Source organism: Enterobacter sp. Ag1, from assembly GCA_000277545.1.
Classification (GTDB): Bacteria; Pseudomonadota; Gammaproteobacteria; order Enterobacterales; family Enterobacteriaceae; genus Cedecea.
This window is the reverse complement of sequence record AKXM01000058.1, coordinates 1-24,573: the sequence shown is the minus strand read 5'-3', so window position 1 is coordinate 24,573 and position 24,573 is coordinate 1. Positions and strand designations below refer to the sequence as shown.

28 protein-coding genes and 1 tRNA gene are annotated in these 24,573 nt (G+C 55.4%); 18 read left to right on the top strand and 11 right to left on the bottom strand.

Features of this window, described 5'->3' with window-relative positions:
- Positions 1-68: 68 nt before the first annotated feature.
- On the top strand, positions 69-827 hold the full coding sequence (loiP, locus tag A936_RS21585; RefSeq protein WP_008461569.1) for a metalloprotease LoiP: 759 nt from the start codon (positions 69-71) through the stop codon (positions 825-827).
- A gap of 36 nt (positions 828-863) precedes the next feature.
- Here loiP and speB read toward each other — a convergent pair whose 3' ends face one another.
- The 4 genes from speB to yqgG form a co-directional block, all read right to left on the bottom strand.
- The gene (gene speB, locus A936_RS21580; RefSeq protein WP_008461568.1) at positions 864-1,784 is read right to left on the bottom strand and encodes an agmatinase; all 921 of its coding nucleotides are present in this window, start codon (positions 1,782-1,784) and stop codon (positions 864-866) included.
- 201 nt (positions 1,785-1,985) lie between these two features.
- Positions 1,986-3,962: a biosynthetic arginine decarboxylase gene (gene speA / locus A936_RS21575; protein WP_008461567.1), complete on the bottom strand. Its 1,977-nt coding sequence runs from the start codon at positions 3,960-3,962 to the stop codon at positions 1,986-1,988.
- Positions 3,955-4,095: an acid stress response protein YqgB gene (gene yqgB / locus A936_RS23355; RefSeq protein ID WP_442892300.1), complete on the bottom strand. Its 141-nt coding sequence runs from the start codon at positions 4,093-4,095 to the stop codon at positions 3,955-3,957. Before yqgB ends, speA begins: the two co-directional genes overlap by 8 nt.
- A gap of 107 nt (positions 4,096-4,202) precedes the next feature.
- Positions 4,203-4,358 (bottom strand): small protein YqgG, encoded by a 156-nt coding sequence (yqgG, locus tag A936_RS24150; protein WP_502685432.1) that lies wholly within the window; start codon positions 4,356-4,358, stop codon positions 4,203-4,205.
- A 427-nt stretch (positions 4,359-4,785) separates the two neighbouring features.
- Between yqgG and metK the strand changes: the two genes are divergently transcribed.
- The 8 genes from metK to ruvX all read left to right on the top strand — a co-directional run bounded on the left by metK (position 4,786) and on the right by ruvX (position 12,083).
- Entirely contained in the window at positions 4,786-5,940 is a 1,155-nt protein-coding gene (gene metK, locus A936_RS21570) for a methionine adenosyltransferase (RefSeq protein WP_008461565.1), read from the top strand.
- Positions 5,941-6,335: 395 nt separating this feature from the next.
- On the top strand, positions 6,336-7,730 hold the full coding sequence (locus A936_RS21565; RefSeq protein WP_008461563.1) for a sugar porter family MFS transporter: 1,395 nt from the start codon (positions 6,336-6,338) through the stop codon (positions 7,728-7,730).
- 70 nt (positions 7,731-7,800) lie between these two features.
- Positions 7,801-8,316, top strand: coding sequence for a SprT family zinc-dependent metalloprotease (locus tag A936_RS21560; RefSeq protein ID WP_008461561.1), 516 nt, complete (start codon positions 7,801-7,803; stop codon positions 8,314-8,316).
- Positions 8,317-8,408: 92 nt separating this feature from the next.
- Positions 8,409-9,116, top strand: a complete 708-nt coding sequence (endA, locus tag A936_RS21555) for a deoxyribonuclease I (protein WP_008461559.1) — start codon at positions 8,409-8,411, stop codon at positions 9,114-9,116.
- Positions 9,117-9,261: 145 nt separating this feature from the next.
- The gene (rsmE, locus tag A936_RS21550; RefSeq protein WP_008461557.1) at positions 9,262-9,993 is read left to right on the top strand and encodes a 16S rRNA (uracil(1498)-N(3))-methyltransferase; all 732 of its coding nucleotides are present in this window, start codon (positions 9,262-9,264) and stop codon (positions 9,991-9,993) included.
- Between the two features lie 12 nt (positions 9,994-10,005).
- Positions 10,006-10,953 carry a glutathione synthase gene (gene gshB, locus A936_RS21545; RefSeq protein WP_008461555.1) on the top strand — a complete coding sequence of 316 codons (948 nt, stop codon included), beginning with the start codon at positions 10,006-10,008 and terminating at the stop codon, positions 10,951-10,953.
- A gap of 147 nt (positions 10,954-11,100) precedes the next feature.
- Positions 11,101-11,664: a YqgE/AlgH family protein gene (locus tag A936_RS21540; protein ID WP_008461552.1), complete on the top strand. Its 564-nt coding sequence runs from the start codon at positions 11,101-11,103 to the stop codon at positions 11,662-11,664.
- Positions 11,664-12,083: a Holliday junction resolvase RuvX gene (gene ruvX, locus A936_RS21535; RefSeq protein WP_008461550.1), complete on the top strand. Its 420-nt coding sequence runs from the start codon at positions 11,664-11,666 to the stop codon at positions 12,081-12,083. The genes A936_RS21540 and ruvX overlap by 1 nt, the downstream gene beginning before the upstream one ends.
- 5 nt (positions 12,084-12,088) lie before the next feature.
- On the opposite strand, the gene A936_RS21530 is transcribed toward ruvX, so the two are convergent.
- The 3 genes from A936_RS21530 to A936_RS21525 all read right to left on the bottom strand — a co-directional run bounded on the left by A936_RS21530 (position 12,089) and on the right by A936_RS21525 (position 13,837).
- Positions 12,089-12,544, bottom strand: a complete 456-nt coding sequence (locus A936_RS21530) for a type II toxin-antitoxin system HicB family antitoxin (RefSeq protein ID WP_008461549.1) — start codon at positions 12,542-12,544, stop codon at positions 12,089-12,091.
- 23 nt (positions 12,545-12,567) lie between these two features.
- Positions 12,568-12,750 carry a type II toxin-antitoxin system HicA family toxin gene (locus A936_RS23110; RefSeq protein ID WP_008461548.1) on the bottom strand — a complete coding sequence of 61 codons (183 nt, stop codon included), beginning with the start codon at positions 12,748-12,750 and terminating at the stop codon, positions 12,568-12,570.
- 61 nt (positions 12,751-12,811) lie between these two features.
- Positions 12,812-13,837, bottom strand: a complete 1,026-nt coding sequence (locus tag A936_RS21525; protein ID WP_008461547.1) for a type IV pilus twitching motility protein PilT — start codon at positions 13,835-13,837, stop codon at positions 12,812-12,814.
- 16 nt (positions 13,838-13,853) lie between these two features.
- Between A936_RS21525 and A936_RS21520 the strand changes: the two genes are divergently transcribed.
- Genes A936_RS21520 through hemW form a run of 5 tightly spaced genes read left to right on the top strand, consistent with a single transcriptional unit; the run spans position 13,854 to position 17,175 of the window.
- Entirely contained in the window at positions 13,854-14,558 is a 705-nt protein-coding gene (locus A936_RS21520) for a YggS family pyridoxal phosphate-dependent enzyme (RefSeq protein WP_008461545.1), read from the top strand.
- 24 nt (positions 14,559-14,582) lie between these two features.
- Positions 14,583-15,137 carry a YggT family protein gene (locus A936_RS21515; RefSeq protein WP_008461544.1) on the top strand — a complete coding sequence of 185 codons (555 nt, stop codon included), beginning with the start codon at positions 14,583-14,585 and terminating at the stop codon, positions 15,135-15,137.
- On the top strand, positions 15,134-15,433 hold the full coding sequence (gene yggU / locus A936_RS21510; protein WP_008461542.1) for a DUF167 family protein YggU: 300 nt from the start codon (positions 15,134-15,136) through the stop codon (positions 15,431-15,433). The genes A936_RS21515 and yggU overlap by 4 nt, the downstream gene beginning before the upstream one ends.
- A 13-nt stretch (positions 15,434-15,446) precedes the next feature.
- On the top strand, positions 15,447-16,040 hold the full coding sequence (locus A936_RS21505) for an XTP/dITP diphosphatase (protein ID WP_008461540.1): 594 nt from the start codon (positions 15,447-15,449) through the stop codon (positions 16,038-16,040).
- Complete coding sequence (gene hemW / locus A936_RS21500) at positions 16,033-17,175, top strand: radical SAM family heme chaperone HemW (protein WP_008461538.1); 1,143 nt, start codon at positions 16,033-16,035, stop codon at positions 17,173-17,175. The genes A936_RS21505 and hemW overlap by 8 nt, the downstream gene beginning before the upstream one ends.
- A gap of 159 nt (positions 17,176-17,334) precedes the next feature.
- Here hemW and A936_RS21495 read toward each other — a convergent pair whose 3' ends face one another.
- From A936_RS21495 to trmB, 3 genes are all read right to left on the bottom strand, one after another.
- Entirely contained in the window at positions 17,335-18,051 is a 717-nt protein-coding gene (locus tag A936_RS21495) for a YggN family protein (RefSeq protein WP_008461536.1), read from the bottom strand.
- Positions 18,052-18,119: 68 nt separating this feature from the next.
- Positions 18,120-18,446 (bottom strand): YggL family protein, encoded by a 327-nt coding sequence (locus A936_RS21490; protein ID WP_008461534.1) that lies wholly within the window; start codon positions 18,444-18,446, stop codon positions 18,120-18,122.
- Positions 18,446-19,165, bottom strand: a complete 720-nt coding sequence (gene trmB, locus A936_RS21485) for a tRNA (guanosine(46)-N7)-methyltransferase TrmB (RefSeq protein ID WP_008461532.1) — start codon at positions 19,163-19,165, stop codon at positions 18,446-18,448. The genes A936_RS21490 and trmB overlap by 1 nt, the downstream gene beginning before the upstream one ends.
- Positions 19,166-19,320: 155 nt before the next feature.
- Here trmB and mutY point away from each other — a divergent pair, with 155 nt between their 5' ends.
- The 3 genes from mutY to mltC are packed head-to-tail and all read left to right on the top strand — an operon-like array spanning position 19,321 to position 21,804.
- Positions 19,321-20,403 (top strand): A/G-specific adenine glycosylase, encoded by a 1,083-nt coding sequence (gene mutY / locus A936_RS21480; protein ID WP_034810149.1) that lies wholly within the window; start codon positions 19,321-19,323, stop codon positions 20,401-20,403.
- 2 nt (positions 20,404-20,405) lie between these two features.
- A complete protein-coding gene (locus tag A936_RS21475; RefSeq protein WP_008461529.1) occupies positions 20,406-20,681 on the top strand; it encodes an oxidative damage protection protein in 276 nt (91 codons plus the stop codon).
- A gap of 43 nt (positions 20,682-20,724) precedes the next feature.
- Complete coding sequence (mltC, locus tag A936_RS21470) at positions 20,725-21,804, top strand: membrane-bound lytic murein transglycosylase MltC (protein WP_008461527.1); 1,080 nt, start codon at positions 20,725-20,727, stop codon at positions 21,802-21,804.
- 122 nt (positions 21,805-21,926) lie between these two features.
- Here mltC and A936_RS21465 read toward each other — a convergent pair whose 3' ends face one another.
- Positions 21,927-24,062, bottom strand: coding sequence for an ornithine decarboxylase (locus A936_RS21465; protein ID WP_008461526.1), 2,136 nt, complete (start codon positions 24,060-24,062; stop codon positions 21,927-21,929).
- A gap of 432 nt (positions 24,063-24,494) precedes the next feature.
- Between A936_RS21465 and A936_RS21460 the strand changes: the two genes are divergently transcribed.
- Positions 24,495-24,570, top strand: a tRNA-Phe gene (locus tag A936_RS21460).
- Positions 24,571-24,573: the final 3 nt, after the last annotated feature.

Sequence of the window (24,573 nt, the reverse complement as noted above, 5' to 3'; positions counted from 1 at the left end):
TCTGGAGCCGCCTCGCCTGCGGTAAATCCGATTCTGTTTTTACCTATTATAAAGAAAGGAAAATGGCCATGAAGATGCGCCCAATATTGTTGAGCCTGAGCGTCGCAGCCCTGCTGAGCGGCTGCCAGGGAATGGATTCCAACGGGCTATTGACCTCTGGAGCCGAAGCTTTCCAGGCCTACACTTTAAGCGATGCGCAGGTGAAAACCCTGAGCGATGATGCCTGTAAGCAGCAGGACAGCAAAGCTACGATAGCCCCGGCAGACAGTCCATACACCCAGCGGCTGAACAAAATTGCCTCCGCGCTGGGGGATAACATCAACGGTCTGCCGGTTAACTATAAAGTTTATGTGACCAAAGACGTCAACGCCTTCGCCATGGCGAACGGCTGCATCCGCGTCTACAGCGGCCTGATGGACATGATGGACGACAACGAAGTTGAAGCGGTGATTGGCCACGAAATGGGGCACGTCGCGCTGGGCCACGTGAAAAAAGGGATGCAGGTCGCGCTCGGGGCTAACGCAGCCCGCGTTGCTGCCGCATCCGCAGGCGGCGTGATTGGCAACCTGTCGCAGTCTCAGCTTGGGGATTTAGGCGAAAAACTGGTGAACGCTCAGTTCTCTCAGCGTCAGGAATCTGAAGCGGACGACTACTCTTACGATCTGTTGCGCAAACGCGGCATCAACCCGACCGGTCTTGCCACCAGCTTCGAGAAACTGGCTAAGCTCGACGAGGGCCGTCAAAGCTCCATGCTGGACGACCACCCGGCGTCTGCCGCTCGTGCCCAGCATATCCGCGACCGCATGGCAGCGGATGGGATTAAATAAAGCGAAACCGCCCCCAATGGGGCGGTATTTAAAGGCTTATTCGCCTTTCTTGGCCGCCTGGATATACAGCATTTCCAGCGCCAACGTTGCCGCAGCCAGCGCGGTGATTTCAGACTGGTCGTAGGCTGGAGCCACTTCCACCACGTCCATCCCCACGATATTCAGATCTTTCAGGCCCCGAACCAGCTTGATAGCACGATCGGACGTCAGGCCACCAATCACCGGCGTACCGGTTCCCGGCGCAAACGCGGGATCCAGGCAGTCGATGTCAAAAGTCAGGTAAACCGGCATGTCGCCGACGATCTGCTTAACCTGGGCAATAATGTCGTCTACGCCGCGATCGTTAACCTGGCAGGCATCCAGCACGGTGAAGCCGTTATCTTTGTCGAACTCGGTACGAATACCGATCTGCACGGAGTGGTTCGGATCGATCAGGCCTTCGTTTGGCGCGGTGTAGAACATCGTGCCGTGGTCGAACTCGCAGCCATTCGCGTAGGTGTCGGTGTGCGCATCAAAATGCACCAACGCCATTTTACCAAAGTGCTTCGCGTGAGCACGCAGCAGCGGCAGAGTCACGAAGTGGTCACCGCCGAAGGAAAGCATACGCTTGCCGGAAGCCAGCAGACGCTCAGCGTGCGCCTGGAGATTTTCGCTCATCTCACGGGCATCGCCGAAGGCGTAAACCAGATCGCCGCAGTCCACAACGTTCAGACGCTCGCGCATGTCGAAGTTCCACGGGAAGCGGTTTCCTTCCCATGCCAGGTTGGTGGATACCTGACGAATCGCTGCCGGGCCGTGGCGGCCGCCTGCGCGACCGGAAGTTGCCGCATCAAACGGAACGCCGGTGATCACCCAGTCTGCATCGCTATCGTACGGCTGGAAATTCAGCGGGAAACGTAAAAAACCAAAGGCATTAGATACCAGGGAGTTATCGTATTTGTGGCCTAAGGTGCTCATTGTCTGACCTCTCGGTTGGGGGTTAAAAAACGCCTAAAAAAAATCCCCTCCGCGTCGTTAAACCCGACGAGGAAGGGATTGGATTGGGTGACTACTATTTATTGCGCGGATTATCGCCGCTAATTCATACAGGTTCAAGAGAGTATAGGCTATTGCACGCTCTTTGCCCCTCTCCCTGAAGAGGAGAGGGAAAGCGATAGCTTACTCGTCTTCCAGATACGTATAACCGTACAGACCCGCTTCGAACTCTTCGAGGAACTGCTGCTGCAGCGCATCGTCAAGGCCGGTGTTCTTGACCTGGTCGCGGAACTGAGTCAGCAGCTTGTTCGGATCGAGCTGCACGTACTGCAGCATGTCCGCCACGGTATCGCCTTCGTCAGACAGTTCAACTTCCACGGAGCCATCAGGGAAGACGAAGACGTCCACAGCTTCGGTGTCACCGAACAGGTTGTGCATGTTGCCCAGGATTTCCTGGTACGCACCCACCATGAAGAAGCCCAGCATCGGTGGGTTCTCCGGATCGTATTCCGGCATCGGCATCGTCGTGGCTATGCCGTCGCCATCAATATAGTGGTCAATTGCCCCATCGGAGTCGCAGGTAATGTCCAGCAGCACCGCACGGCGCTCAGGCGCGTGATTCAACCCTTCCAGCGGCAGTACCGGGAAAAGCTGATCGATCCCCCACGCGTCCGGCATCGACTGGAACAGCGAGAAGTTGACGTACATTTTGTCCGCCATGCGCTCCTGCAGTTCGTCGATAATTGGACGGTGCGCGCGGTTGCTTGGATCAAGCTGCTTCTGCACGTCGTGGCACATGTTCAGGTAAAGCTGTTCTGCCCAGGCACGCTCCTGCAGGCTATATGCCCCGGAGGAGTAGCCGACGTGGATATCGTGCAGGTCCATCTGGCTGTCGTGCAACCATTCACGCAGCGAGCGGCGAGTCCCAGGCTGATGCATCTCCTCCCAGGTTTCCCACATGCTTTGCAGTGCGCGAGGGGCGTCAACCGCAGGTGGAGTTGCTTCGGTATATTCGTTACGCTCCACGCCGATAATATTGGAAACCAGCACGGTGTGGTGCGCGGTCACGGCGCGGCCAGACTCGGTGATCACCGTCGGGTGCGGCAGGCCATTTTCTTCGCAGGCATCGCCAATCGCCCAAATAATATTGTTCGCGTATTCATTCAGGCCGTAGTTAACGGAGCAGTCGGACTGGGAGCGAGTCCCTTCGTAGTCCACGCCCAGGCCACCGCCAACGTCGAAGCACTGGATGTTCACGCCCAGCTTATGCAGCTCAACGTAGAAGCGCGCGGACTCACGAACGCCGGTGGCGATATCGCGAATGTTCGCCATTTGCGACCCCAGGTGGAAGTGCAGCAGCTGAATGCTGTCCAGGCGGCCGCGTTCACGCAGGATTTCCACCAGCTGCAGAACCTGGTTTGCCGCGAGGCCAAATTTGGACTTCTCACCGCCGGAAGACTGCCATTTACCGGATCCCTGAGAGGCCAGACGGGCGCGAACGCCCAGGCGAGGAATCACATTCAGTCGCTCGGCTTCTTCCAGCACGATGCCGATCTCGGACATCTTCTCGATAACCAGGTAGACCTTATGGCCCATCTTCTCGCCGATCAGCGCCAGGCGGATGTATTCGCGGTCTTTATAGCCGTTACAGACGATAACCGACCGGGTCATGCCCGCGTGCGCCAATACGGCCATCAGCTCGGCTTTAGAACCTGCTTCCAGGCCCAGCGGTTCGCCGGAATGAATCAGCGACTCAATTACACGGCGGTGCTGGTTAACTTTGATCGGGTAAACCAGAAAATAGTCGCCGTTGTAGCCGTAGGATTCACGCGCACGCTTAAAGGCGGCGTTAATCGAACGCAGGCGGTGCTGCAGGATCTGCGGGAAACAGAACAGCGCAGGCAAGCGCTGGCCCTGAGCTTCACGCGCTTTCACCAGTTCGGCGAGATCCACGCGAGCTTCAGGAACGTCCGGGTCCGGGCAAACGCTAATATGGCCCAGTTCGTTAACGTCGTAATAATTATTGCCCCACCAGGCAATATTGTATGTACGCAGCATCTTGCTGGCTTCCTCGGAGCTCATGGCAACCTCCTGAATGGAACGATGTACATCCTGCTCGCCCACTGACGAACCCGAAACAGAAGTGATTTTGTCAGTCATGGCGAACCTCAAATTTTGTCGATTGTGCAAAACAGTTGACTACTATCGCAGGGGTATCCTGCAATAACAACCCATTAACAGCGCGCATTGACAGCACAAGACGCTGACAGCCAGGCTGTGCGACCGGTTTCATTTTCATATCATTGTAAAACACGTATCCGAACCCTGTATGACAGGACGGCGAAACCACGAGAAAACTCTTGTAATACAAGAGCGCCCTTGTTCAGTTACCACGGCGGATTACAGACCGGCCCGGGGATCCTGAGAAGCGCCGAGATGGGTAAAACATCGGCAAGTTTGAAAACATGAGATGCAGGCTGCGAGGAGCATATACGCGCCAGAACGGCGTGCTGGGTTATATGAATGACGGCGGTTCATTACTTGTATCACCTCCACGCATACGTTGAATATGTATGCGACAAGCCAAAGCTGCGAACACTGTACCTGACAGGCTCTAAATAATTGCTCAACCCGGCTGGAAGTGGGCAACACGAATCGTGTGCTTTTGATTAAGCCGCGCGCGCCGCTTTATACCCATATAAGGGGTAAAAAGCAAAACAAAATGTGTAAATTGCCAGCAGTGTCAGCTCCACTTTCCACTCAAGATTTATCACATGTTGCCGTTACCCTAAAAAATTCTGGCTATCTGCCGATTGTCTAATCTAAAATGGCCGTCCAGATGTTAATCCATCTATACTGATTAACTGTTAGACTGCCTGTTTTTCAATCTGTGGCAATAAGTTCCCGGGTTGGTCTATCTCGCCACCGCTGTGGCGTAGAGCAGCAGCCTGAACTAAATAAATCCTCTTAGGGTGAAGAAAATATGGCTAAACACCTCTTTACGTCCGAGTCTGTATCTGAAGGGCATCCTGATAAAATCGCTGACCAAATCTCCGACGCCGTCCTTGACGCCATCCTCGAGCAGGATCCGAAAGCACGCGTAGCCTGTGAGACCTACGTCAAAACCGGTATGGTTCTGGTTGGCGGCGAAATCACCACCAGCGCGTGGGTTGATATCGAAGAAATCACCCGCAAAACCGTGCGTGAAATCGGCTATGTGCATTCAGATATGGGCTTTGACGCCAACTCCTGCGCTGTTCTGAGCGCGATTGGTAAACAATCCCCGGACATCAATCAGGGCGTTGACCGTACCGATCCGCTGGAACAGGGTGCGGGCGATCAGGGCCTGATGTTTGGCTATGCGACCAACGAAACCGACGTGCTGATGCCAGCGCCAATCACCTACGCCCACCGTCTGGTGCAACGTCAGGCTGAAGTGCGCAAAAACGGCACCCTGCCGTGGCTGCGCCCGGACGCGAAAAGCCAGATCACCTTCCAGTACGACGACGGTAAAATCGTCGGTATTGATGCGGTTGTGTTGTCCACTCAGCACTCTGAAGACATCGCGCTGAAAGACCTGCAGGAAGCGGTGATGGAAGAGATCATCAAACCAGTTCTGCCGGGCGAGTGGCTGAACGCCTCCACCAAATACCACATCAACCCAACTGGCCGTTTTGTTATCGGTGGCCCAATGGGTGACTGCGGTCTGACCGGGCGTAAAATCATCGTTGATACCTACGGCGGCATGGCTCGTCACGGTGGCGGCGCATTCTCAGGTAAAGATCCGTCTAAAGTTGACCGTTCTGCTGCCTATGCTGCGCGTTATGTCGCGAAAAACATCGTCGCCGCTGGCCTGGCTGACCGCTGCGAAATTCAGGTTTCTTACGCTATCGGCGTAGCAGAACCTACTTCCATCATGGTGGAAACCTTCGGTACCGAGAAAATCTCTACCGAGCAGCTGACCCTGCTGGTGCGCGAGTTCTTCGACCTGCGTCCATACGGCCTGATTCAGATGCTGGATTTGCTGCATCCGATCTACAAAGAAACCGCCGCATACGGTCACTTTGGTCGCGAACATTTCCCATGGGAAAAAACCGACAAAGCCGCACTGCTGCGTGAAGCCGCTGGCCTGAAATAACCCGCCACCGCTTTGTACTTTAAAGGCCAGCTTATGCTGGCCTTTTGCTTTTTGGTTCTGTACCTACAGGTTTCTCTTCTCCTGGCTCCCTGCTATCACCGGCAACAATTTGAAACCGATTACACATAACAGGAATAGCCTTTATTGCCACTTTTATTCATATGTGCGTTCAGGCACATCATTTGTTACATAAACAGCTCATCAAACACCGATTTTTAACCGCAGGGCGGATTTTATTAGCCGTAAATTCCCTGTCTTATCAACATTAAGTTTCCTCTCAATTTAGACCCCCAGTGTAAACGATTACATCACTGTGATTATCATCACACACTTCCGCCGTTTACTGCCCTACCCTTAAAAACGTCAAATCCGAAAAAATCCACGTGGAGGGCGATATGCCTGACAATAAAAAAACCGGGCGCTCCAACAAAAGCATGACCTTTTTTGTCTGCTTCCTCGCCGCGCTCGCCGGCCTGCTGTTCGGCCTGGACATTGGGGTGATTGCCGGTGCGCTGCCGTTTATCGCTAAAGACTTTGCCATCACCTCCCACACCCAGGAATGGGTGGTGAGTTCGATGATGTTCGGGGCAGCCGTCGGGGCCATCGGCAGCGGCTGGCTCTCTTTCAAACTGGGGAGAAAATACAGCCTGATGATAGGTGCCGTGCTGTTTGTGCTCGGTTCCCTGTTCTCGGCCTTTGCGCCCAACGTTGAAGTGTTGATCGTGTCTCGTGTCCTGCTGGGCCTGGCCGTAGGCGTCGCTTCCTACACCGCCCCGCTTTACCTGTCAGAAATTGCGCCGGAGAAGATCCGTGGCAGCATGATCTCCATGTACCAACTGATGATCACCATCGGTATTCTGGGCGCTTATCTCTCCGATACAGCTTTCAGCTACACCGAATCCTGGCGCTGGATGCTGGGCGTGATCACTCTTCCCGCTCTGCTACTGCTGGTTGGCGTGTTCTTCCTGCCGGACAGTCCGCGCTGGTTTGCCGCCAAGCGCCGCTTCCACGATGCTGAACGCGTGCTGCTGCGCCTGCGCGATACCAGCGCAGAGGCGAAACGTGAGCTGGAGGAAATCCGCGAAAGCCTGAAGGTGAAACAAAGCGGGTGGTCGCTGTTTAAGGACAACTCGAACTTCCGCCGGGCGGTCTTTCTTGGCGTATTGCTGCAGGTCATGCAGCAGTTCACCGGCATGAACGTCATCATGTACTACGCACCAAAAATCTTCGAAATTGCCGGGTTCGCGAATACCACGCAGCAAATGTGGGGCACCGTGATCGTGGGCCTGATTAACGTGCTGGCTACCTTTATTGCTATCGGTCTGGTTGACCGCTGGGGACGTAAACCTACGCTGGTGCTCGGCTTCCTGGTCATGGCCGTCGGCATGGGCGTGCTGGGCACCATGCTACACGTCGGCATCCATTCCCAGGGCGCGCAGTACTTTGCGGTTGCCATGCTGCTGATGTTTATCGTTGGCTTCGCCATGAGCGCTGGCCCGCTGATTTGGGTGCTGTGTTCGGAAATCCAGCCGCTCAAAGGGCGCGATTTCGGCATCACCTGCTCCACCGCCACCAACTGGATTGCCAATATGATTGTCGGCGCCACCTTCCTGACTATGCTGAACACGCTGGGCAACGCTAACACCTTCTGGGTTTATGCGGCGCTGAACCTGTTCTTTATCGTCCTGACGCTGTGGCTTATTCCTGAGACGAAACATGTCTCTCTGGAACACATCGAACGTAACCTGATGAAAGGCCGTAAATTACGCGAAATCGGCGCACACAACTGAGTCCTGAAAGCCCCTTCCGGTAACGGGAGGGGCTTGCACCGCGCTTCCTGCCCCATTATTCTCTGCCGGTATGAAAGCCCTCAGACTCCCTATCGCTCTCCAGCAAGCCGTTATGCGCTGTCTGCGTGAAAAACTTCAGCAGGCCAACGCGCATTTAGGCACCCATTATCCTGAGCCCAAAGTGGTCTATCAGCAGCGCGGCACCGCCGCCGGCACTGCCTGGCTGGAAAGCAACGAAATTCGCCTGAATCCGGTGCTGCTGATGGAAAATCAGCAGGCTTTTGTCGCAGAAGTTGTCCCTCATGAGCTGGCTCACCTGCTGGTATGGAAGCACTTTGGCCGCGTCGCCCCCCACGGCAAGGAATGGAAATGGATGATGGAAACCGTGCTCGGCGTCCCGGCCCGCCGCACGCATAAATTTGAAGTCGATTCGGTACGCAAAAATACCTTCCCCTACCGCTGCCCTTGCCAGCAGCATCAGCTCACCGTGCGCCGCCACAATCGGGTGCTGCGCGGCGAAGCCGAATATCGCTGCACTCATTGCGGCCAGTTATTAAAACTCGACGTTACAACCCCATGTAATTAATCGTTTATTTCTGGAATTTTTACACTGCCTCTGATTGAAACTGGATATCCGATCAGGTAGGGTGCGGGCACGTTTTAGTAAGGATTCTGGAAATGTCTCGCAAAATTTCTTGGGCTGTTGCATTCGTTGCAGCCTTCAGTTCGCTTCCCGCCTTCAGCAACGGCATCAATAGCTTCGCACAAGCAAAAACCGCAGGCGTCAAGGTCAACGCCGATGCTCCGGGCGACTTCTACTGCGGCTGTAAAATTAGTTGGCAGGGTAAAAAGGGTATCCCGGACCTTGAGTCCTGTGGCTATAAAGTGCGGAAGAACGAAAACCGGGCCACCCGCATTGAATGGGAGCACGTCATGCCTGCCTGGCAGTTCGGCCACCTGCTGCAGTGCTGGCAAGACGGTGGACGTAAAAACTGCGCCAAAGATCCGGTATACCGCAAAATAGAAAGCGATATGCATAACCTGCAGCCTGCCGTGGGCGAGGTTAACGCCGACAGAAATAACTTCATGTACAGCCAATGGAACGGCGGCGAAAGCCAATACGGCCAGTGCGCAATGAAAATTGATTTTAAGGATAAAGTGGCCGAGCCGCCGGAACGCGCTCGAGGCGCAATTGCGCGCACTTATTTCTACATGCGCGACCAATACCAGCTGTCGCTTTCTCGCCAGCAGACTCAATTATTCCAGGCCTGGGATAAACGCTACCCGGTCAACACCTGGGAGTGCGAGCGGGATGAGCGCATTGCGAAAGTCCAGGGCAATCATAATCCATATGTGCTGCGGGCTTGCCAGGCGCGAAACAGCTAACCTACACTAGCGGCAATTCTTTATTTGCTGTGACGAATATCGCCCTCGACCTACAGAACAAGGGGGCGAAAATCCCCTCTCCCTTTTTGGGATAGAGTCAGGATAAGAGCCCATTCCTGCAGCGCAACTAACCGGAACTCACTTCATGCGTATACCCCGCATTCACCATCCTGAAAATCTTTCCGTTGGCCAGGACGTTGCCCTGAGCGAAGATGCGGCTAACCACGTTGGACGCGTGCTGCGCATGACCGCGGGCCAGGCTATTCAGCTGTTCGACGGCAGCAATCAGGTGTTCGACGCGGAAATCGTGCAGGCGGATAAAAAAAGCGTGCGCGTTAAAATCCTGGCGGGCAACGAGGACGACCGTGAGTCACCGCTCTGGCTGCATCTCGGCCAGGTCATGTCCCGCGGCGAAAAGATGGAATTCACCATTCAAAAAGCCGTGGAGCTGGGTGTGAACGAGATTACACCATTGTTTTCCGAGCGCTGCGGGGTAAAACTGGATGCGGAAAGGCTGAACAAGAAACTCCAGCAGTGGCAAAAGATTGCGATTGCCGCCTGTGAGCAATGCGGCCGCAACCGGGTGCCAGACATTCGCCCGGCGATGGACCTGGCCGCCTGGTGCGCCGAGCAGGATGACGCCCTGAAGCTCAATCTGCATCCGCGAGCCAGCGCCAGCATCAACACGCTGCCGCAGCCGGTCGAGCGCGTCCGCCTGCTGATTGGCCCGGAAGGCGGCCTGTCTGCAGATGAGATTGCCATGACCGCAGAGCACCAATTTACTGATATTCTGTTGGGACCGCGCGTTCTGCGTACTGAGACCACCGCGCTCACCGCCATCACCGCACTGCAGGTGCGCTTTGGCGACCTGGGCTAAAGGAGAACAACAATGATCAAGCTCGGCATCGTGATGGACCCCATCGCACACATCAACATTAAAAAAGACTCCAGCTTCGCCATGCTGCTGGAAGCGCAGCGTCGTGGTTACGAACTGCACTACATGGAAATGGCCGACCTGTATCTGAACAACGGCGAAGCGCGTGCCCGCACGCGCCTGCTCAGCGTCGAGCAGAACTACGATAAGTGGTATGAGTTTGGCACCGAGCAAGATATCGCCCTGGCCGATCTGAACGTGGTACTGATGCGCAAAGACCCGCCGTTCGACACTGAATTTATCTACGCGACCTATATTCTTGAGCGCGCAGAAGAGAAAGGCACGCTGATCGTTAACAAACCGCAGAGCCTGCGCGACTGTAACGAAAAGCTGTTCACCGCCTGGTTTGCCGACTTAACGCCGGAAACGCTGGTCACCCGTAACAAAGCTCAGCTGAAAGCCTTCTGGCAGCAGCACGGCGACATCATTATGAAACCGCTGGACGGTATGGGTGGCGCCTCTATTTTCCGCGTGAAACAGGATGACCCAAACATCGGCGTTATCGCCGAAACGCTGACCGAACTGGGTACCCGCTACTGCATGGCGCAGAACTACCTGCCTGCCATTAAAGACGGTGATAAACGCGTGCTGGTGGTCGACGGCGAGCCGGTACCTTACTGCCTGGCTCGTATTCCGCAGGGTGGTGAGACCCGCGGTAACCTGGCCGCCGGTGGCCGTGGTGAACCACGTCCGTTGACCGACAGCGACTGGGAAATTGCCCGCCGCGTTGGGCCTACGCTGAAAGCCAAAGGGCTGATTTTTGTTGGTCTGGATATTATCGGCGATCGCCTGACCGAGATTAACGTCACCAGCCCAACCTGCATCCGCGAAATCGAAGCTGAATTCCCTGTGTCGATCACCGGGATGCTGTTCGACGCCATCGAAAAACGCCTCGCTCACTAAGCGCATCTGGCGGGTAGCTGTTACCCGCCTTCCCCCTTCGAAGGCACGATTCACGGCGGGTAGCCCGCCTTCCTTCATTAGTGGTAAGCTGGCCACACTTCGCGCAGCCACTGCCGCTTTTATCAACCGGGATCAGAACCTCTGACAATGAATTTACAGCATCACTTTCTTATTGCCATGCCGGCTCTCCAGGACCCTTTATTTAAGCGCTCCGTAGTTTATATCTGTGAATACAACGATGAAGGCGCGATGGGCATTATCATCAATAAACCGCTGGAAAACCTGCAGGTGGATGGCGTTCTCGAAAAGCTAAAAATAGAACCAGACCCGCGCGACGCTACGATTCGACTGGATAAACCCGTATTTATTGGCGGCCCGCTGGCGGAAGATCGCGGGTTTATTCTGCACTCACCGCCGGACAACTTCGGCTCAAGCATTCGCATCTCCGACGACACGGTGATTACAACTTCCCGTGATGTGCTGGAAACGTTAGGCACGGCCAAACAGCCGAAAGAGGTGATTGTTGCCCTCGGCTATGCTTCCTGGGAAAAGGGGCAGCTTGAGCAGGAGATCATGGAAAACTCATGGCTGACGGCTCCTGCTTCGCCTGAGATCTTGTTCCATACGCCCATTTCAGAGCGCTGGCGCGAGGCCGCCCGTCTGATAGGTATCGATATCCACACCATGCCAAGCGAAGCGGGGCACGCCTGATGAGCAGTGGAACTTTAATGGCTTTTGACTTCGGCACCAAAAGTATCGGCGTCGCCATCGGCCAGCGCATTACCGGCACTGCGCGCCCGTTAACCGCGCTCAAGGCGCAGGACGGCACTCCGGACTGGAATGCGGTAGAAAAAATCCTGAAAGAGTGGCAGCCGGAAGAAGTCGTTGTCGGCCTGCCGCTGAATATGGATGGCACCGAACAACCCCTGACCGCGAGAGCCCGCAAGTTTGCGAACCGCCTGCACGGCCGCTTTGGCGTGAAAGTCTCCCTGCAGGACGAGCGGCTGAGCACCGTCGAAGCCCGCGCCGGGTTATTCGAACACGGTGGTTTCCGCGCCCTCAACAAAGGCAGCATCGACTCCGCTTCTGCGGTGATTATTCTTGAAAGCTGGTTCGAGTACCACCCGTGAAGGACTTAACTGCCGGGCGCGTCGTTCCCTGCGTTCAGCAGTTCATGCCTTGCGGCAATCGCCAAAAAATGGCTGCGGTCCCGGTAGCCTGAAGAGGGCTGTTTTACCCGGGAATCAATACGCCGCAGCAGCGCGTCTGGCAGCATGATGTTTAGCCGCTGCTGCTTTCCTTCCAGCGCGGATAAATCCACATCAACCAGCAGCCATTGCTGGCAGTAGCCGTACTCCGGGTCTGCGGCATAAGCAAAAGGCCCCGCATCACACAGTTGAGTAATGTCTTTGCCGCTCTCCACCATTAAATCCACAATCGACAGCACCGCATCCTGCACCATCGGGCCGATATCCACCTGACTGTCTGCGGCCGATACGCAGCCAAATTCATCATTGCATAGCGCGGGCACGACCAGGCCAAACGCTTCGTTTTCAGTTGCGGGTAATTCCACACCAACGGAAAAAAACATCATCAACCTCCGGCAGCGACAGACTAAATGCCTGCCATTTTACAAATGGATTTGACGGTACCGACGGGCAAATCCTTTTTGGGATGCGGAACGGGGAACGTTTTTCCGGTTGTAGGTGACCACCAGATCCAGTGGCTACCCCCAGAACGCCTGACGGGTTCGCACCCCGTGGCCCTCAATTCCTTTATCAGCTCAGCAGAGGTCATCATGCTCTCCCTGAATGATGGATAATATACACACCAATACACATCACGGCAATAAAAGCGTTCAAAACGTCGCCTCCCATGGCCCGCTGGCTGCCCGATCGTTTCCAGCAATCCTACCTTCACGCAGCAGCAGCGCCTCGCTCTGGGCAAAGCTTTGCATGCCATGCTGCTGGCCGGTTTGCAGCACGCCAGGCAGTTGATGCGTCTTCCCCTCACGAATCAAATTTGCCACAGCCGGGGTATTGACCAAGAGTTCGTACAGCGCCACCCGGCCACCGTCAGTCGCCGGTACAAGCTTTTGTGCCAGCACCGCTTTCAGGCTTCCGGCAAGCTGAGTTTGAATCAGGCTTTTCTCCTGAGCAGGGAACACGTCCACCAGCCGTTCTACCGCCTGAGCAGCACCGCGTGTGTGCAATGTCGCCAGAACCAAATGCCCTGTTTCTGCCGCGGTCAGCGCCAGGCCAACCGTCTCGCTATCCCTGAGCTCGCCCAGCAGGATGACGTCCGGATCTTCCCTTAAAGCGGCTTTTAGCGCTGCTGCATAGCTTTCACAGTGCAGACCGGGCTCGCGCTGCTGAATCAGGCAGCGGCCAGAGGCGTGAATAAATTCGATGGGGTCTTCAAGCGTTAGCACATGGCCGTCAAGATGCTGGTTGAGATGCTGAATCATCGCGGCAAGGGTTGTAGACTTCCCGCTCCCGGTAGCACCTGTCACCAGTATCAGCCCTTCACTTTCCCGTAAAAGCGCCTTCAGTTGGGACGGTGCGCCAAGCGTATGCAGATCCGGACAAGAAGACGCGAGTAATCTAAGCGCCAGCGAATAACCTTCCTGATGGCGAAAAGCATTGCCGCGCAGCCTGAAACCGTTCGTGAGCGTAAGTGAAAAATCGAGCTGGCCGGCGCGGCTAAGCTGCAACTTTTGCTCCTCATTTAACCATCCGTTGAGAACCTCTTCGACTTCCGGCACCTTCTCCGGGCACGCTTCCAGCCTGCCACACTTTCGCCAGCGTGCCGCCTGGCGCGCGCACAGGTGTAGATCGGAGACATTATGCTTTACACTAAGGGCCACAATTTCTTCGATATCCATATCACTTCCAACGATCATGAATGAGATAGCGCACAATCTGGCACAGGTACATGGGAAAATCTCAGCCGCTGCGGCACGTTGCGGCAGAAGCCCCGAAGAAGTGACTCTGCTTGCAGTCAGCAAAACCAAGCCTGCGAGCGCCCTCGCAGAAGCGATTGCTGCCGGGCAACGCGCCTTTGGCGAAAACTATGTGCAGGAAGGCGTGGATAAGATTCACCACTTTGCTGAACAAGGTGTAACAGGGCTGGAGTGGCACTTTATCGGGCCGCTGCAGTCGAATAAAAGCCGCCTTGTGGCGGAGAATTTTGACTGGTGCCATACCGTCGATCGGCTGAAAATTGCCAGCAGACTCAGCGAACAACGCCCGTCGACGTTGCCGCCGCTAAACGTACTGATTCAAATTAATATCAGCGACGAAAACAGTAAGTCCGGCATCGCGCTGAGTGAGCTGGAGCAGTTAGCTGCCGAAGTGGCGGCCTTACCGGGACTGACGCTGCGAGGCCTGATGGCCATCCCTGCGCCAGAACCGGATTACGAGCGCCAGCTTACCGTTTGCCGCAAAATGGCAGAGGCCTGTAATGCACTCAAAGCCCGCTTTACCACGATCGATACATTATCTCTCGGCATGACCGATGACATGGAAGCCGCGATTGCCGCAGGCAGCACCATGGTGCGCATTGGAACCGCTATTTTCGGCGCGCGGGATTATCCCGCTCGTTAATCACCATCATTTTTGAGGAAAACCATGCTTACGTTGACTTTCCTGGTCAAAACCCTGATTGAGCTTTACGTAATGGTGCTGCTTATCCGTATCTGGATGCAGTGGGCGCGCTGTGATTTCTACAACCCGTTTGCCCAGTTCATCGTTAAAGTTACCCAGCCCGTTGTCGGACCGCTTCGTCGCGTACTGCCATCCCTGGGCCCTATTGACACCTCATCCCTGCTGGTGGCATTTATACTCACCACGCTGAAATTCCCTATTCTGCTGCTGATCCAGTCCGGCGGGCTGTCGCTCGATCCATTAAACTTACTCATCGGCGTGCTGTCGCTGCTGAAATCAGCCGGTACCCTGGTGTTCTGGGTGATCATCGTTCGTTCCCTGATGAGCTGGATAAGCCAGGGCCGCAGCCCTATTGAATACGTGCTGATGCAAATGACCGAGCCAATGATGGCGCCGATTCGCCGCATCTTGCCTGCGATGGGCGGCATTGATTTCTCCGCCATGGTGGTCATTCTTATTCTTTATGCGCTGAACTACCTCGGTATGGACCTGTTCCCTGGCCTTTGGTACGCGATTTGAGTGCTGTGACACAGCAGCCTGACGGGCTGGTTCTGCGGCTGTATATTCAGCCCAAGGCCAGCCGCGATAGCCTGGTCGGTATGCATGGCGACGAGTTAAAAGTCGCCATCACCGCACCACCGGTAGACGGGCAGGCCAACGCTCACCTGGTAAAATATCTGGCCAAACAATTCAGGGTAGCGAAAGGCCAGGTCGTGATAGAGAAAGGCGAACTTGGTCGCCATAAACAAGTTAAAATTATCGGCCCGCAGCAGATCCCGACGGAAGTCGCGGCATTGATTGCCCCCCTCGAATAACACAGGACTGACTATGCAAAAAGTCGTATTAGCTACCGGTAACGCCGGTAAAGTGCGTGAACTCGCCAATCTGCTGGCGGATTTTGGCTTCGATGTGGTCGCGCAAACCGAGCTGAACGTAGAGTCTGTCGAAGAGACCGGCCTGACCTTTATTGAGAATGCGATTCTCAAGGCTCGCCATGCGGCTAAAGTGACCGGGCTACCGGCGCTGGCCGACGATTCCGGCCTGGCGGTGGATGCGCTGGGCGGCGCACCGGGTATCTATTCCGCACGCTACGCGGGCGGGGATGCCAGCGATCGGCAGAACCTCGACAAGCTTCTGGAAGCGCTCAACGACGTGCCGGACGACAAACGCCAGGCTCAGTTCCACTGCGTGCTCGTCTATATGCGTCACGCGGAAGACCCAACGCCGCTGGTGTTTCACGGTAGTTGGCCGGGCGTGATTACCCACGCGCCAGCAGGGCAAGGTGGCTTTGGCTACGATCCTATCTTCTACGTTCCTTCCGAGGGTAAAACCGCGGCGGAACTAACCCGCGATGAAAAGAGCGCGATCTCCCACCGTGGGCAAGCGCTGAAACTGTTACTGGAAGCAATGCGTAATGGCTAATTTGCCACCTCTTAGTCTCTACATTCACATCCCGTGGTGCGTACAGAAGTGCCCGTACTGTGACTTCAACTCCCACGCGCTGAAAGGCGACGTGCCGCACGACGAATACGTGAGCCATCTGCTGCACGACCTCGACCGCGACGTGGCGCTTGCTCAGGGGCGTGAGGTAAAGACTATTTTCATTGGCGGCGGTACGCCAAGCCTGCTCTCCAGCGAAGCCATGCAAACGCTGCTGGACGGCGTGCGCTCACGCCTGAAGCTGGCGGGCGACACAGAAATCACCATGGAAGCCAACCCCGGCACGGTCGAAGCCGACCGCTTTGTTGGCTACCAGAAAGCGGGTGTGAATCGTATTTCTATCGGCGTTCAGAGCTTTAGCGAGCCCAAATTAAAGCGCCTGGGCCGTATTCATGATGCGGGTGAAGCCAAACGTGCCGCGAACCTGGCAAGCGGCCTGGGGCTGCGCAGCTTTAACCTTGACCTGATGCACGGCCTACCTGACCAGTCGCTCGAAGAGGCATTGGACGATCTGCGCCAGGCCATTGCCCTGAATCCCCCGCATCTTTCCTGGTATCAGTTGACCATCGAGCCGAACACGCTGTTTGGATCACGTCCGCCGAAGTTACCGGACGACGACGCGCTGTGGGATATCTTCGAGCAAGGCGATAAGCTACTGACCGCCGCGGGCTACCAGCAATACGAAACCTCAGCCTATGCTAAGCCCGGTTATCAGTGTCAGCACAACCTGAACTACTGGCGCTTTGGCGACTATTTGGGGATTGGCTGCGGCGCGCACGGCAAAATCACCTTCCCGGACGGGCGCATTACGCGCACGGCGAAAACGCGCCATCCGCGCGGCTACATGGAAGGAAAGTACCTCGACCGCCAGCATGACGTTGAGCAGGCAGACAAACCGTTCGAATTCTTTATGAACCGTTTCCGCCTGCTGGAGACCGCACCACGCAGTGAGTTCACGCTTTATACCGGTTTAGATGAAGCGATAATTCGCCCGCAGTTGGATGAGGCGCTGGCGAAAAACTATATGACGGAAACGGATGAACACTGGCAGATAACCGAGCACGGGAAACTGTTTTTAAATTCCCTGCTGGAGCTGTTTTTAGCCGACGAAGCGTAAGTTTTTACCCTCACCCCGGCCCTCTCCCAGAGGGAGAGGGGGAAAACAAGTGATGGGCGACATGACTTATTCCCTCTCTCTTTGAGGGAAAGAACTGGCGAAAGGGAACATGGTTTATCCCCTCTCCCCTTAGGGGAGAGGGTTAGGGTGAGGGGAAAATTACTTCAGCGCCCCCACAAGCCCTTTACGCTGATTTTCCAGCGACACCACCCGGTTACACACCTCGTGGCCGAACTGTTCAAAATCAGCCTGCTGATTATTCCATTCGTTCTGAACCGCCGTTTGCAGACCGCCCAGGTTACCCAGCACATTCTGCAGCGGGTTGCCGCCGCCTTTCAGCACCGCCTGCGCGCCCATTTCATTAATGCTGTCCTGCAGAATGCCGCCCATCGCCTGGTTCACCAACTGCTGGCCATCGGCTCTCACCTGATCGACCGCTTTATAATGGAACGTCAGCCCGTCCTGGCGGCGCTCAATAATCCGGTTCATCTGCTCTTTTAGCTGGGCATCCAGCTTGGTCAGGCGGTTACGCATGCTGCTGCTTTCCCCGACCTGTTTAGCAATAATGCCGTCCAGCGCGACGCGGCTTTTCTCTACGCGAGAGCGAGCCCCATTATCGATCCACGGTAAATCCGTGCGCAGGGCTTTCTGGTAGTTCAGCGCCTGCTGGCGCTGTGCAGCGGTCAGCGTCTTCTGAACACCGTTGTATTGCACGCTGCCGTCAGGCGCGATGACCAGATTGCCGTTCTCACCCACAACCTGCACGGACTGCGGGTTAATCACCACGTCATCACGTGGATTGACGCTGCACTGATAGTCCGCGTGTGCCGAAGCGGCGGTGACCAGCAGCGCGCCTAAAAGAACCTTACGGATCATATTTTCTCCTGAAAAATCAGCTCCTGAAAAAAAGGCCGGTTAATTAACCAGCCTGTTTTTGCTAAAGCTTAATCCCACCAGACGTCGAACAGATCGCTGATGCGAACATCTTCGAGCTTGCGGTCTTCTAACCATTTACGCACCAGCGCCTGATGCTCTTCGGTGCATTTGCCAATCTCTTCCATGCACACCAGACCTTCCCAGACCAGGTAACCGCTGCCGTCAAACGCCAGCTTGTTCGGCGCGATCACTTCGGCGATCAGCTCGTCCACGGTTTTATCAATTTGCTCTTCGGAAGTGCCCTCCGGGAAGCGCCAGGCAATCGAGAATCCCAGTTCCTGGAACTCTTCGATATGCATTTTCTTACGCAGACGACGGCTACGATTCTTTGCCATTATTTCACCCTCTCGAACATTAAGTCCCATACGCCGTGACCAAGACGATGGCCACGTTGTTCAAATTTGGTTACCGGACGTGAGTCCGGACGCGGTACGTAGTCGTGACTCTCCGACTGGTTTTTATACCCTTCGATAGAGGACATCACTTCGAGCATATGTTCAGCATAAGGTTCCCAGTCGGTAGCCATATGGAACACGCCGCCCAGCTTCAGCTTGCGTTTTACCAGGTCAGCAAACGGTGCCTGAACAATACGGCGTTTATTATGACGTGCTTTATGCCATGGATCAGGGAAAAACAGCTGAACCATGTTCAAAGAATTGTCAGGAATCATGTTTTCCAGCACTTCCACCGCGTCGTGGCACATCACGCGGAGGTTCTCCACGCCGGCCTCATGCGCGGTGCTCAGGCAGGCGCCCACGCCCGGCGAATGCACTTCAATACCGAGATAGTTATGCTGCGGATTGGTTTCCGCCATGGTTACCAGCGAAGTGCCCATACCAAAACCGATCTCCAGCGTGACAGGCGCTTCGCGGCCAAAAATCTCGCTAAAGTCGGCAGGCTCGGCCTGGAACTCAACGCCCATCACCGGCCAGTAGTTATCCAGCGCGTGCTGCTGGCCTTTTGTCAGACGCCCCTGGCGACGGACAAAGCTGCGGATGCGGCGCAGCACACGGCCTTCTTCATTAAATTCCGGTGAAATGACGTCATTCTTCATGGTTTTCTTAACGCTTCGCTTAGTGTTCGGGAAACGGGCATTATCCAAAGTTAAGGATGAGAAGCAAGTGGCAGAAAGTTCCGGTTTACAGCTTTACGCCGCTGTGCTGGAATCGGCTCCTTTATTACACCTTTGCCGGATATCCCGCGTTGACCATGCAAGCTCCTCAATTCGCCCAACAAGTCCTCGACTGGTACCACAAGTATGGGCGCAAAACCCTGCCGTGGCAGCAGGAGAAAACGCCTTATAAAGTATGGCTCTCTGAGGTAATGTTGCAACAAACCCAGGTCGCGACGGTCATCCCTTATTTTGAGCGCTTTATGGCGCGTTTCCCCACCGTGACCGACCTGGCGAACGCCCCGCTGGACGAAGTGCTGCACCTGTGGACGGGGCTGGGTTATTACGCCCGCGCGCGCAATCTGCATAAAGCCGCTAAGCAGGTTGCCAATAAACACGGTGGCGTTTTCCCTCAAACGTATGACGAAGTGGCCGACCTGCCTGGCGTCGGGCGCTCAACCGCAGGCGCGATTCTGTCTCTTTCGTTGGGTAAACACTTCCCGATTCTCGATGGCAACGTAAAGCGCGTGCTCGCCCGTTGCTATGCCGTTTCCGGCTGGCCGGGCAAAAAAGAGGTTGAAAACCGCCTCTGGGAAATCAGCGAACGCGTAACCCCTGCACAGGGCGTTAGCCAGTTTAATCAGGCGATGATGGACCTCGGGGCCATGGTCTGCACCCGCTCAAAGCCAAAATGCGAGCTTTGCCCGCTGAACAACGGCTGCGTGGCCTATGCCAACCACAGCTGGGCGAACTATCCCGGCAAGAAGCCTAAAGTGACGCTGCCTGAACGCACCGGCTATATGCTGATGATGCAGCATGGCGATGAAGTCTTCCTGGCGCAGCGTCCGGCGGTCGGGCTATGGGGAGGCCTATTCTGCTTCCCACAGTTCGCTGAAGAACAGGAATTACAGCGCTGGCTGGAGCAGAGAGGTATTCCGGCAGATAATCTCACTCAGTTAACGGCTTTCCGCCACACCTTTAGCCATTTCCATTTAGACATTGTGCCGATGTGGCTTCCGGTGTCGTCCATGGACGGCTGCATGGATGAAGGCCCCGCTCTCTGGTATAACTTAGGCCAGCCACCGTCTGTCGGGCTGGCGGCTCCCGTGGAACGCCTGCTACAACAATTACGAGCCGAACCGGTTGCCTTAGCGCCCGTTCGTGCCGAAGAAGAGGAATAATCATGAGCAGAACGATTTTTTGTACTTACCTGCAGCGCGACGCTGAAGGCCAGGATTTCCAGCTGTACCCGGGCGAACTGGGCAAGCGGATCTACAACGAAATCTCCAAAGAAGCCTGGGCGCAGTGGCAGTCCAAGCAGACCATGCTGATCAATGAAAGAAAGATGAGCATGATGAACCCGGAACACCGCAAAGAGCTGGAAAACGAGATGGTCAATTTCCTGTTTGAAGGGAAAGAAGTCCATATCGAAGGCTTCACCCCGCCAGAAAAACAGTAATCGTCGGCACCTTTTTGCAAACACAACACGCATACACGGAATGATGAAAAAACTTCTCGCGCTGGCTCTCGTGGCCCCGTTGCTGATCTCCTGCTCCAGTAAAAAAGGCGATGACGCTTTTAACGAAGCCTACGTAAAGGACACCAACGGGTTTGATATTTTGATGGGGCAGTTTGCCAACAACATCGAAAATATCTGGGGTATGAAAGAGGTCCTGATCGCAGGCCCGAAGGATTACGTCAAATATACCGACCAATATCTGACGCGTAGCCACATCAACTTCGACGAAGGTACCATCACCGTTGAGACCATCGCGGGCACCGACCCTGCCGCGCACCTGCGTCAGGCCATCATTACGACCCTGCTGATGGGGGACGATCCTGGCTCAATAGATCTCTATTCCGATGCCAACGACGTCCAGATCTCCAAAGAGCCGTTCCTTTACGGGCAGGTCGTGGATAACACCGGCCAGCCCATTCGCTGGGAAGGCCGTGCGACGAAGTTTGCCGACTACCTGCTGCAAACGCGTCTGCAAAAGCGCAGTACTGGGCTGAAAATCGTCTATAGCGTGACCATCAATCTTGTGCCTAACCACCTCGACAAACGAGCACATAAATACATCGGTATGGTGCGTAAAGCGTCGAAGAAATACGGCGTGGACGAGTCACTGATTCTGGCCATCATGCAGACGGAATCCAGCTTCAACCCGTATGCGGTAAGCCACGCGGATGCACTGGGCCTGATGCAGGTTGTTCAGCACAGCGCCGGGGTTGACGTGTTTAAGGCGCAGGGGAAATGGGGCAAACCAAGCCGCAGCTTCCTGTTCGACCCGGAAAGCAACATTGATACCGGCACGGCCTATCTGGCGATTTTGCAGAACAGCTATCTGGGGCAGATTGATAACCCAACGTCACGTCGCTATGCGGTGATTACGGCCTATAACGGCGGCGCGGGCAGCGTGCTGCGGGTGTTCTCTAACGATAAGATGCAGGCGTTTAGCCTGATTAACAGCATGGCGCCGGGCGATGTCTATCAAACGTTGACCACGCGACATCCGTCCGCAGAGTCTCGTCGTTACCTGTACAAAGTGAATAACGCCCAGAAGAGCTATCGCCGGCGGTAATTTACCCTCTCCCTAACCCTCTCCCTAAAAGGGAGAGGGGACTTTCCGGGAATACACTTCTTCACCCTTCTTTCCTCCCTCGCCCCCTTGGGGAGAGGGCTGGGGTGAGGGGCTATTCCCTCTTACTTCAGCATGTAGCCGTACAGCCGCTTAATGCCGTCCGAATCCGTCTCGCTGTACACGCCCTGCAGCTCAGGGGAGAAGCCCGGCAGCATATTCACGCCCTCTTCCAGCGCCAGGAAGTAACGCAGTGCCGCCCCGCCCCAAACTTCACCCGGCACCACGCAAAGCACGCCCGGAGGATAAGGCAACGCGCCTTCCGCCGCGATACGTCCTTCAGATTCGCTCAGGCGCACCAGCTCCACGTTGCCGCGAATAAACTCGATGTTGGCGTCCTGCGGGTTCACCACCACGGCAGGCAGGCTCTCCTTGCGGAACATCGCCTTCTGCAGCTCTTTGACCTCAAAACTCACGTACAGATCGTGCATCTCCTGGCAAAGCTGGCGCAGGGTGTAGCCCTTGTAGCGCACCGGGTATTTCTGATAAATCGTGGGCAGCACATCCGCCAGCGGCGTGTCGTCCTCAATATGCTGTTCAAACTGCGCCAGCATGGCCACCAGCTGAGCCAGCTTCTCGTGGCTCTCCGCCGGGGTAAGCAGGAACAAGATCGAGTTAAGATCCGACTTCTCCGGCACAATTCCGTTTTCACGCAGATAGTTAGCGAGGATTGCCGCTGGCACACCGAACTCGGTGTAGCGCCCGGTTTCGGGATCGATGCCCGGCGTGGTTAGAAGCAGCTTGCAGGGATCGACAAAATATTCGTCCTTCGCATAACCTTCAAAACCGTGCCAGCGCTCACCGGGTTCAAAGCTGAAGAAGCGGCGCTCCTGAGCAATCTTCTCCGTGGGGTGATCCTGCCACGGCCGCCCGGCCACTTCCGGCGGAATAAACGGTTTGATCATCTTACAGTTAGCGATAATCGCCTTGCGTGCTTCAATGCCCAGTGCCACACATTCCGCCCACAGGCGACGACCACTTTCTCCCTCGTGGATCTTGGCATTTACATCCAGCGCGGCAAACAGCGGGTAAAACGGACTGGTTGAAGCATGCAGCATGAAAGCATTGTTAAGCCGCTTGTGCGGGCAAAAACGGGCCTGACCGCGAAGATGGTTATCTTTCTTATGGATCTGCGAAGTCTGGGAGAATCCGGCCTGCTGCTTGTGAACCGACTGAGTGACAAAGATCCCCGGATCGTTTTCATTCAGCTCCAGTAACAGCGGCGAACAGTCCGCCATCATCGGAATAAACTGCTCGTAGCCGACCCAGGCCGAATCAAAGAGGATGTAATCGCACAGATGGCCGATGTTATCTACCACCTGGCGAGCGTTATAAATTGTGCCGTCATAGGTGCCGAGCTGGATCACCGCCAGGCGGAAAGGCCTTGCCTCCTGAGCTCGTTCAGGTGCCACTTCCGTAATCAGCTCCCGCAGGTATTTCTCATCAAAACAGTGCGCATCAATGCCGCCGATAAAGCCAAAGGGATTGCGGGAAGCTTCCAGATAAACCGGCGTAGCACCGGCCTGGATGAGTGCGCCGTGGTGGTTTGATTTATGGTTGTTGCGGTCAAACAGCACCAGATCGCCGCGTGTCAGTAGAGCATTGGTCACCACTTTGTTCGCCGCAGAGGTACCGTTAAGCACGAAATAAGTTTTGTCGGCGTGGAAAACTTTCGCGGCAAACTTCTGCGCGTGCTTAGCTGAGCCTTCGTGGATCAGCAGGTCACCCAGCTTAACGTCCGCGTTGCACATGTCTGCACGAAATACGTTCTCACCAAAGAAATCATAAAACTGCCGTCCCGCCGGGTGTTTTTTAAAGAATTTCCCGTGCTGGTGCCCCGGGCAGGCAAAAGTGCTGTTGCCCATCGCCACGTATTTGGTCAGCGTGTTGAAGAACGGTGGCAACAGATCTTCTTCGTAGCCGCTGGCCGCGGTTTCCAGCTCCAGAAAATCCTGCGCTTTCCCGGCAATCACGCCGGTTACCGCAGGCAAACCGTCAACGGCGGTTTCGCTAAAAATAAACACCGGCAAATTAAAACCCGAGCGTTTAAGCAAGGCCAGAATGCCGCTGCGGCTGTCCGCAACGGAGATGACAACTGCCGCCACATCGGTGAAGTCGGTCTCGTCGAGCGTGACCACTTCACGATGCGTTGAGAGTAATGCAGCCACGTCGTGGCTGGCGGCAATTTTCAGTGATTTCATAAGCACAAATCCCCGTCTGCAAGGATGAGTGAGTGCCATCCGGCACGGCAAAGGGAAAATTCCCCAACGAAGGCGTTCTGAAGGTCTTAGGTGTGAATCCACTTCGACCGCCAGACATCAGTAAAACCAGGAGATTCCTGATTTTACTGATGTCCTGCAGCGAGCAAGCATTGCCCTCACCGCATGGTGAGCAAGGGACTTCGGAAGGTTATAGCAGCACGGACGAGCACCATCCCGAAAGATGCATGGGAATTGAGAGTGAACATCAAGGCGCCCCGTAGTGGATAAGAAAACTGGCGCAATCATGGCACCTTCTGCCAGGGGGTTCAACATGAAGTCTGTAACAGCCCGCACATAAATCAGGCAAACGCACCGTGCCGTGCAACAAAGCCATTGACGCGGAATGGGGTTTACGGTTTAATGCGCCCCGTTGCCCGGATAGCTCAGTCGGTAGAGCAGGGGATTGAAAATCCCCGTGTCCTTGGTTCGATTCCGAGTCCGGGCACCACTA

Bases quoted from the DNA above. Each gene is read 5' to 3' on its own strand.
- A936_RS23110 (WP_008461548.1), bottom strand. From the start codon at position 12,750: ATGACCTCTGCTGAGCTGATAAAGGAATTGAGGGCCACGGGGTGCGAA.
- speB (WP_008461568.1), bottom strand. From the start codon at position 1,784: ATGAGCACCTTAGGCCACAAATACGATAACTCCCTGGTATCTAATGCC.
- A936_RS21495 (WP_008461536.1), bottom strand. From the start codon at position 18,051: ATGATCCGTAAGGTTCTTTTAGGCGCGCTGCTGGTCACCGCCGCTTCG.
- mltC (WP_008461527.1), top strand. From the start codon at position 20,725: ATGAAAAAACTTCTCGCGCTGGCTCTCGTGGCCCCGTTGCTGATCTCC.
- A936_RS21525 (WP_008461547.1), bottom strand. From the start codon at position 13,837: ATGGATATCGAAGAAATTGTGGCCCTTAGTGTAAAGCATAATGTCTCC.
- gshB (WP_008461555.1), top strand. From the start codon at position 10,006: ATGATCAAGCTCGGCATCGTGATGGACCCCATCGCACACATCAACATT.
- trmB (WP_008461532.1), bottom strand. From the start codon at position 19,165: ATGAAGAATGACGTCATTTCACCGGAATTTAATGAAGAAGGCCGTGTG.
- A936_RS21475 (WP_008461529.1), top strand. From the start codon at position 20,406: ATGAGCAGAACGATTTTTTGTACTTACCTGCAGCGCGACGCTGAAGGC.
- A936_RS21530 (WP_008461549.1), bottom strand. From the start codon at position 12,544: ATGTTTTTTTCCGTTGGTGTGGAATTACCCGCAACTGAAAACGAAGCG.
- A936_RS21465 (WP_008461526.1), bottom strand. From the start codon at position 24,062: ATGAAATCACTGAAAATTGCCGCCAGCCACGACGTGGCTGCATTACTC.
- yqgB (WP_442892300.1), bottom strand. From the start codon at position 4,095: ATGAAACCGGTCGCACAGCCTGGCTGTCAGCGTCTTGTGCTGTCAATG.
- A936_RS21505 (WP_008461540.1), top strand. From the start codon at position 15,447: ATGCAAAAAGTCGTATTAGCTACCGGTAACGCCGGTAAAGTGCGTGAA.
- ruvX (WP_008461550.1), top strand. From the start codon at position 11,664: ATGAGCAGTGGAACTTTAATGGCTTTTGACTTCGGCACCAAAAGTATC.
- A936_RS21515 (WP_008461544.1), top strand. From the start codon at position 14,583: ATGCTTACGTTGACTTTCCTGGTCAAAACCCTGATTGAGCTTTACGTA.
- A936_RS21540 (WP_008461552.1), top strand. From the start codon at position 11,101: ATGAATTTACAGCATCACTTTCTTATTGCCATGCCGGCTCTCCAGGAC.
- A936_RS21520 (WP_008461545.1), top strand. From the start codon at position 13,854: ATGAATGAGATAGCGCACAATCTGGCACAGGTACATGGGAAAATCTCA.
- endA (WP_008461559.1), top strand. From the start codon at position 8,409: ATGTCTCGCAAAATTTCTTGGGCTGTTGCATTCGTTGCAGCCTTCAGT.
- metK (WP_008461565.1), top strand. From the start codon at position 4,786: ATGGCTAAACACCTCTTTACGTCCGAGTCTGTATCTGAAGGGCATCCT.
- A936_RS21565 (WP_008461563.1), top strand. From the start codon at position 6,336: ATGCCTGACAATAAAAAAACCGGGCGCTCCAACAAAAGCATGACCTTT.
- speA (WP_008461567.1), bottom strand. From the start codon at position 3,962: ATGACTGACAAAATCACTTCTGTTTCGGGTTCGTCAGTGGGCGAGCAG.
- A936_RS21560 (WP_008461561.1), top strand. From the start codon at position 7,801: ATGAAAGCCCTCAGACTCCCTATCGCTCTCCAGCAAGCCGTTATGCGC.
- hemW (WP_008461538.1), top strand. From the start codon at position 16,033: ATGGCTAATTTGCCACCTCTTAGTCTCTACATTCACATCCCGTGGTGC.
- loiP (WP_008461569.1), top strand. From the start codon at position 69: ATGAAGATGCGCCCAATATTGTTGAGCCTGAGCGTCGCAGCCCTGCTG.
- rsmE (WP_008461557.1), top strand. From the start codon at position 9,262: ATGCGTATACCCCGCATTCACCATCCTGAAAATCTTTCCGTTGGCCAG.
- mutY (WP_034810149.1), top strand. From the start codon at position 19,321: ATGCAAGCTCCTCAATTCGCCCAACAAGTCCTCGACTGGTACCACAAG.
- A936_RS21490 (WP_008461534.1), bottom strand. From the start codon at position 18,446: ATGGCAAAGAATCGTAGCCGTCGTCTGCGTAAGAAAATGCATATCGAA.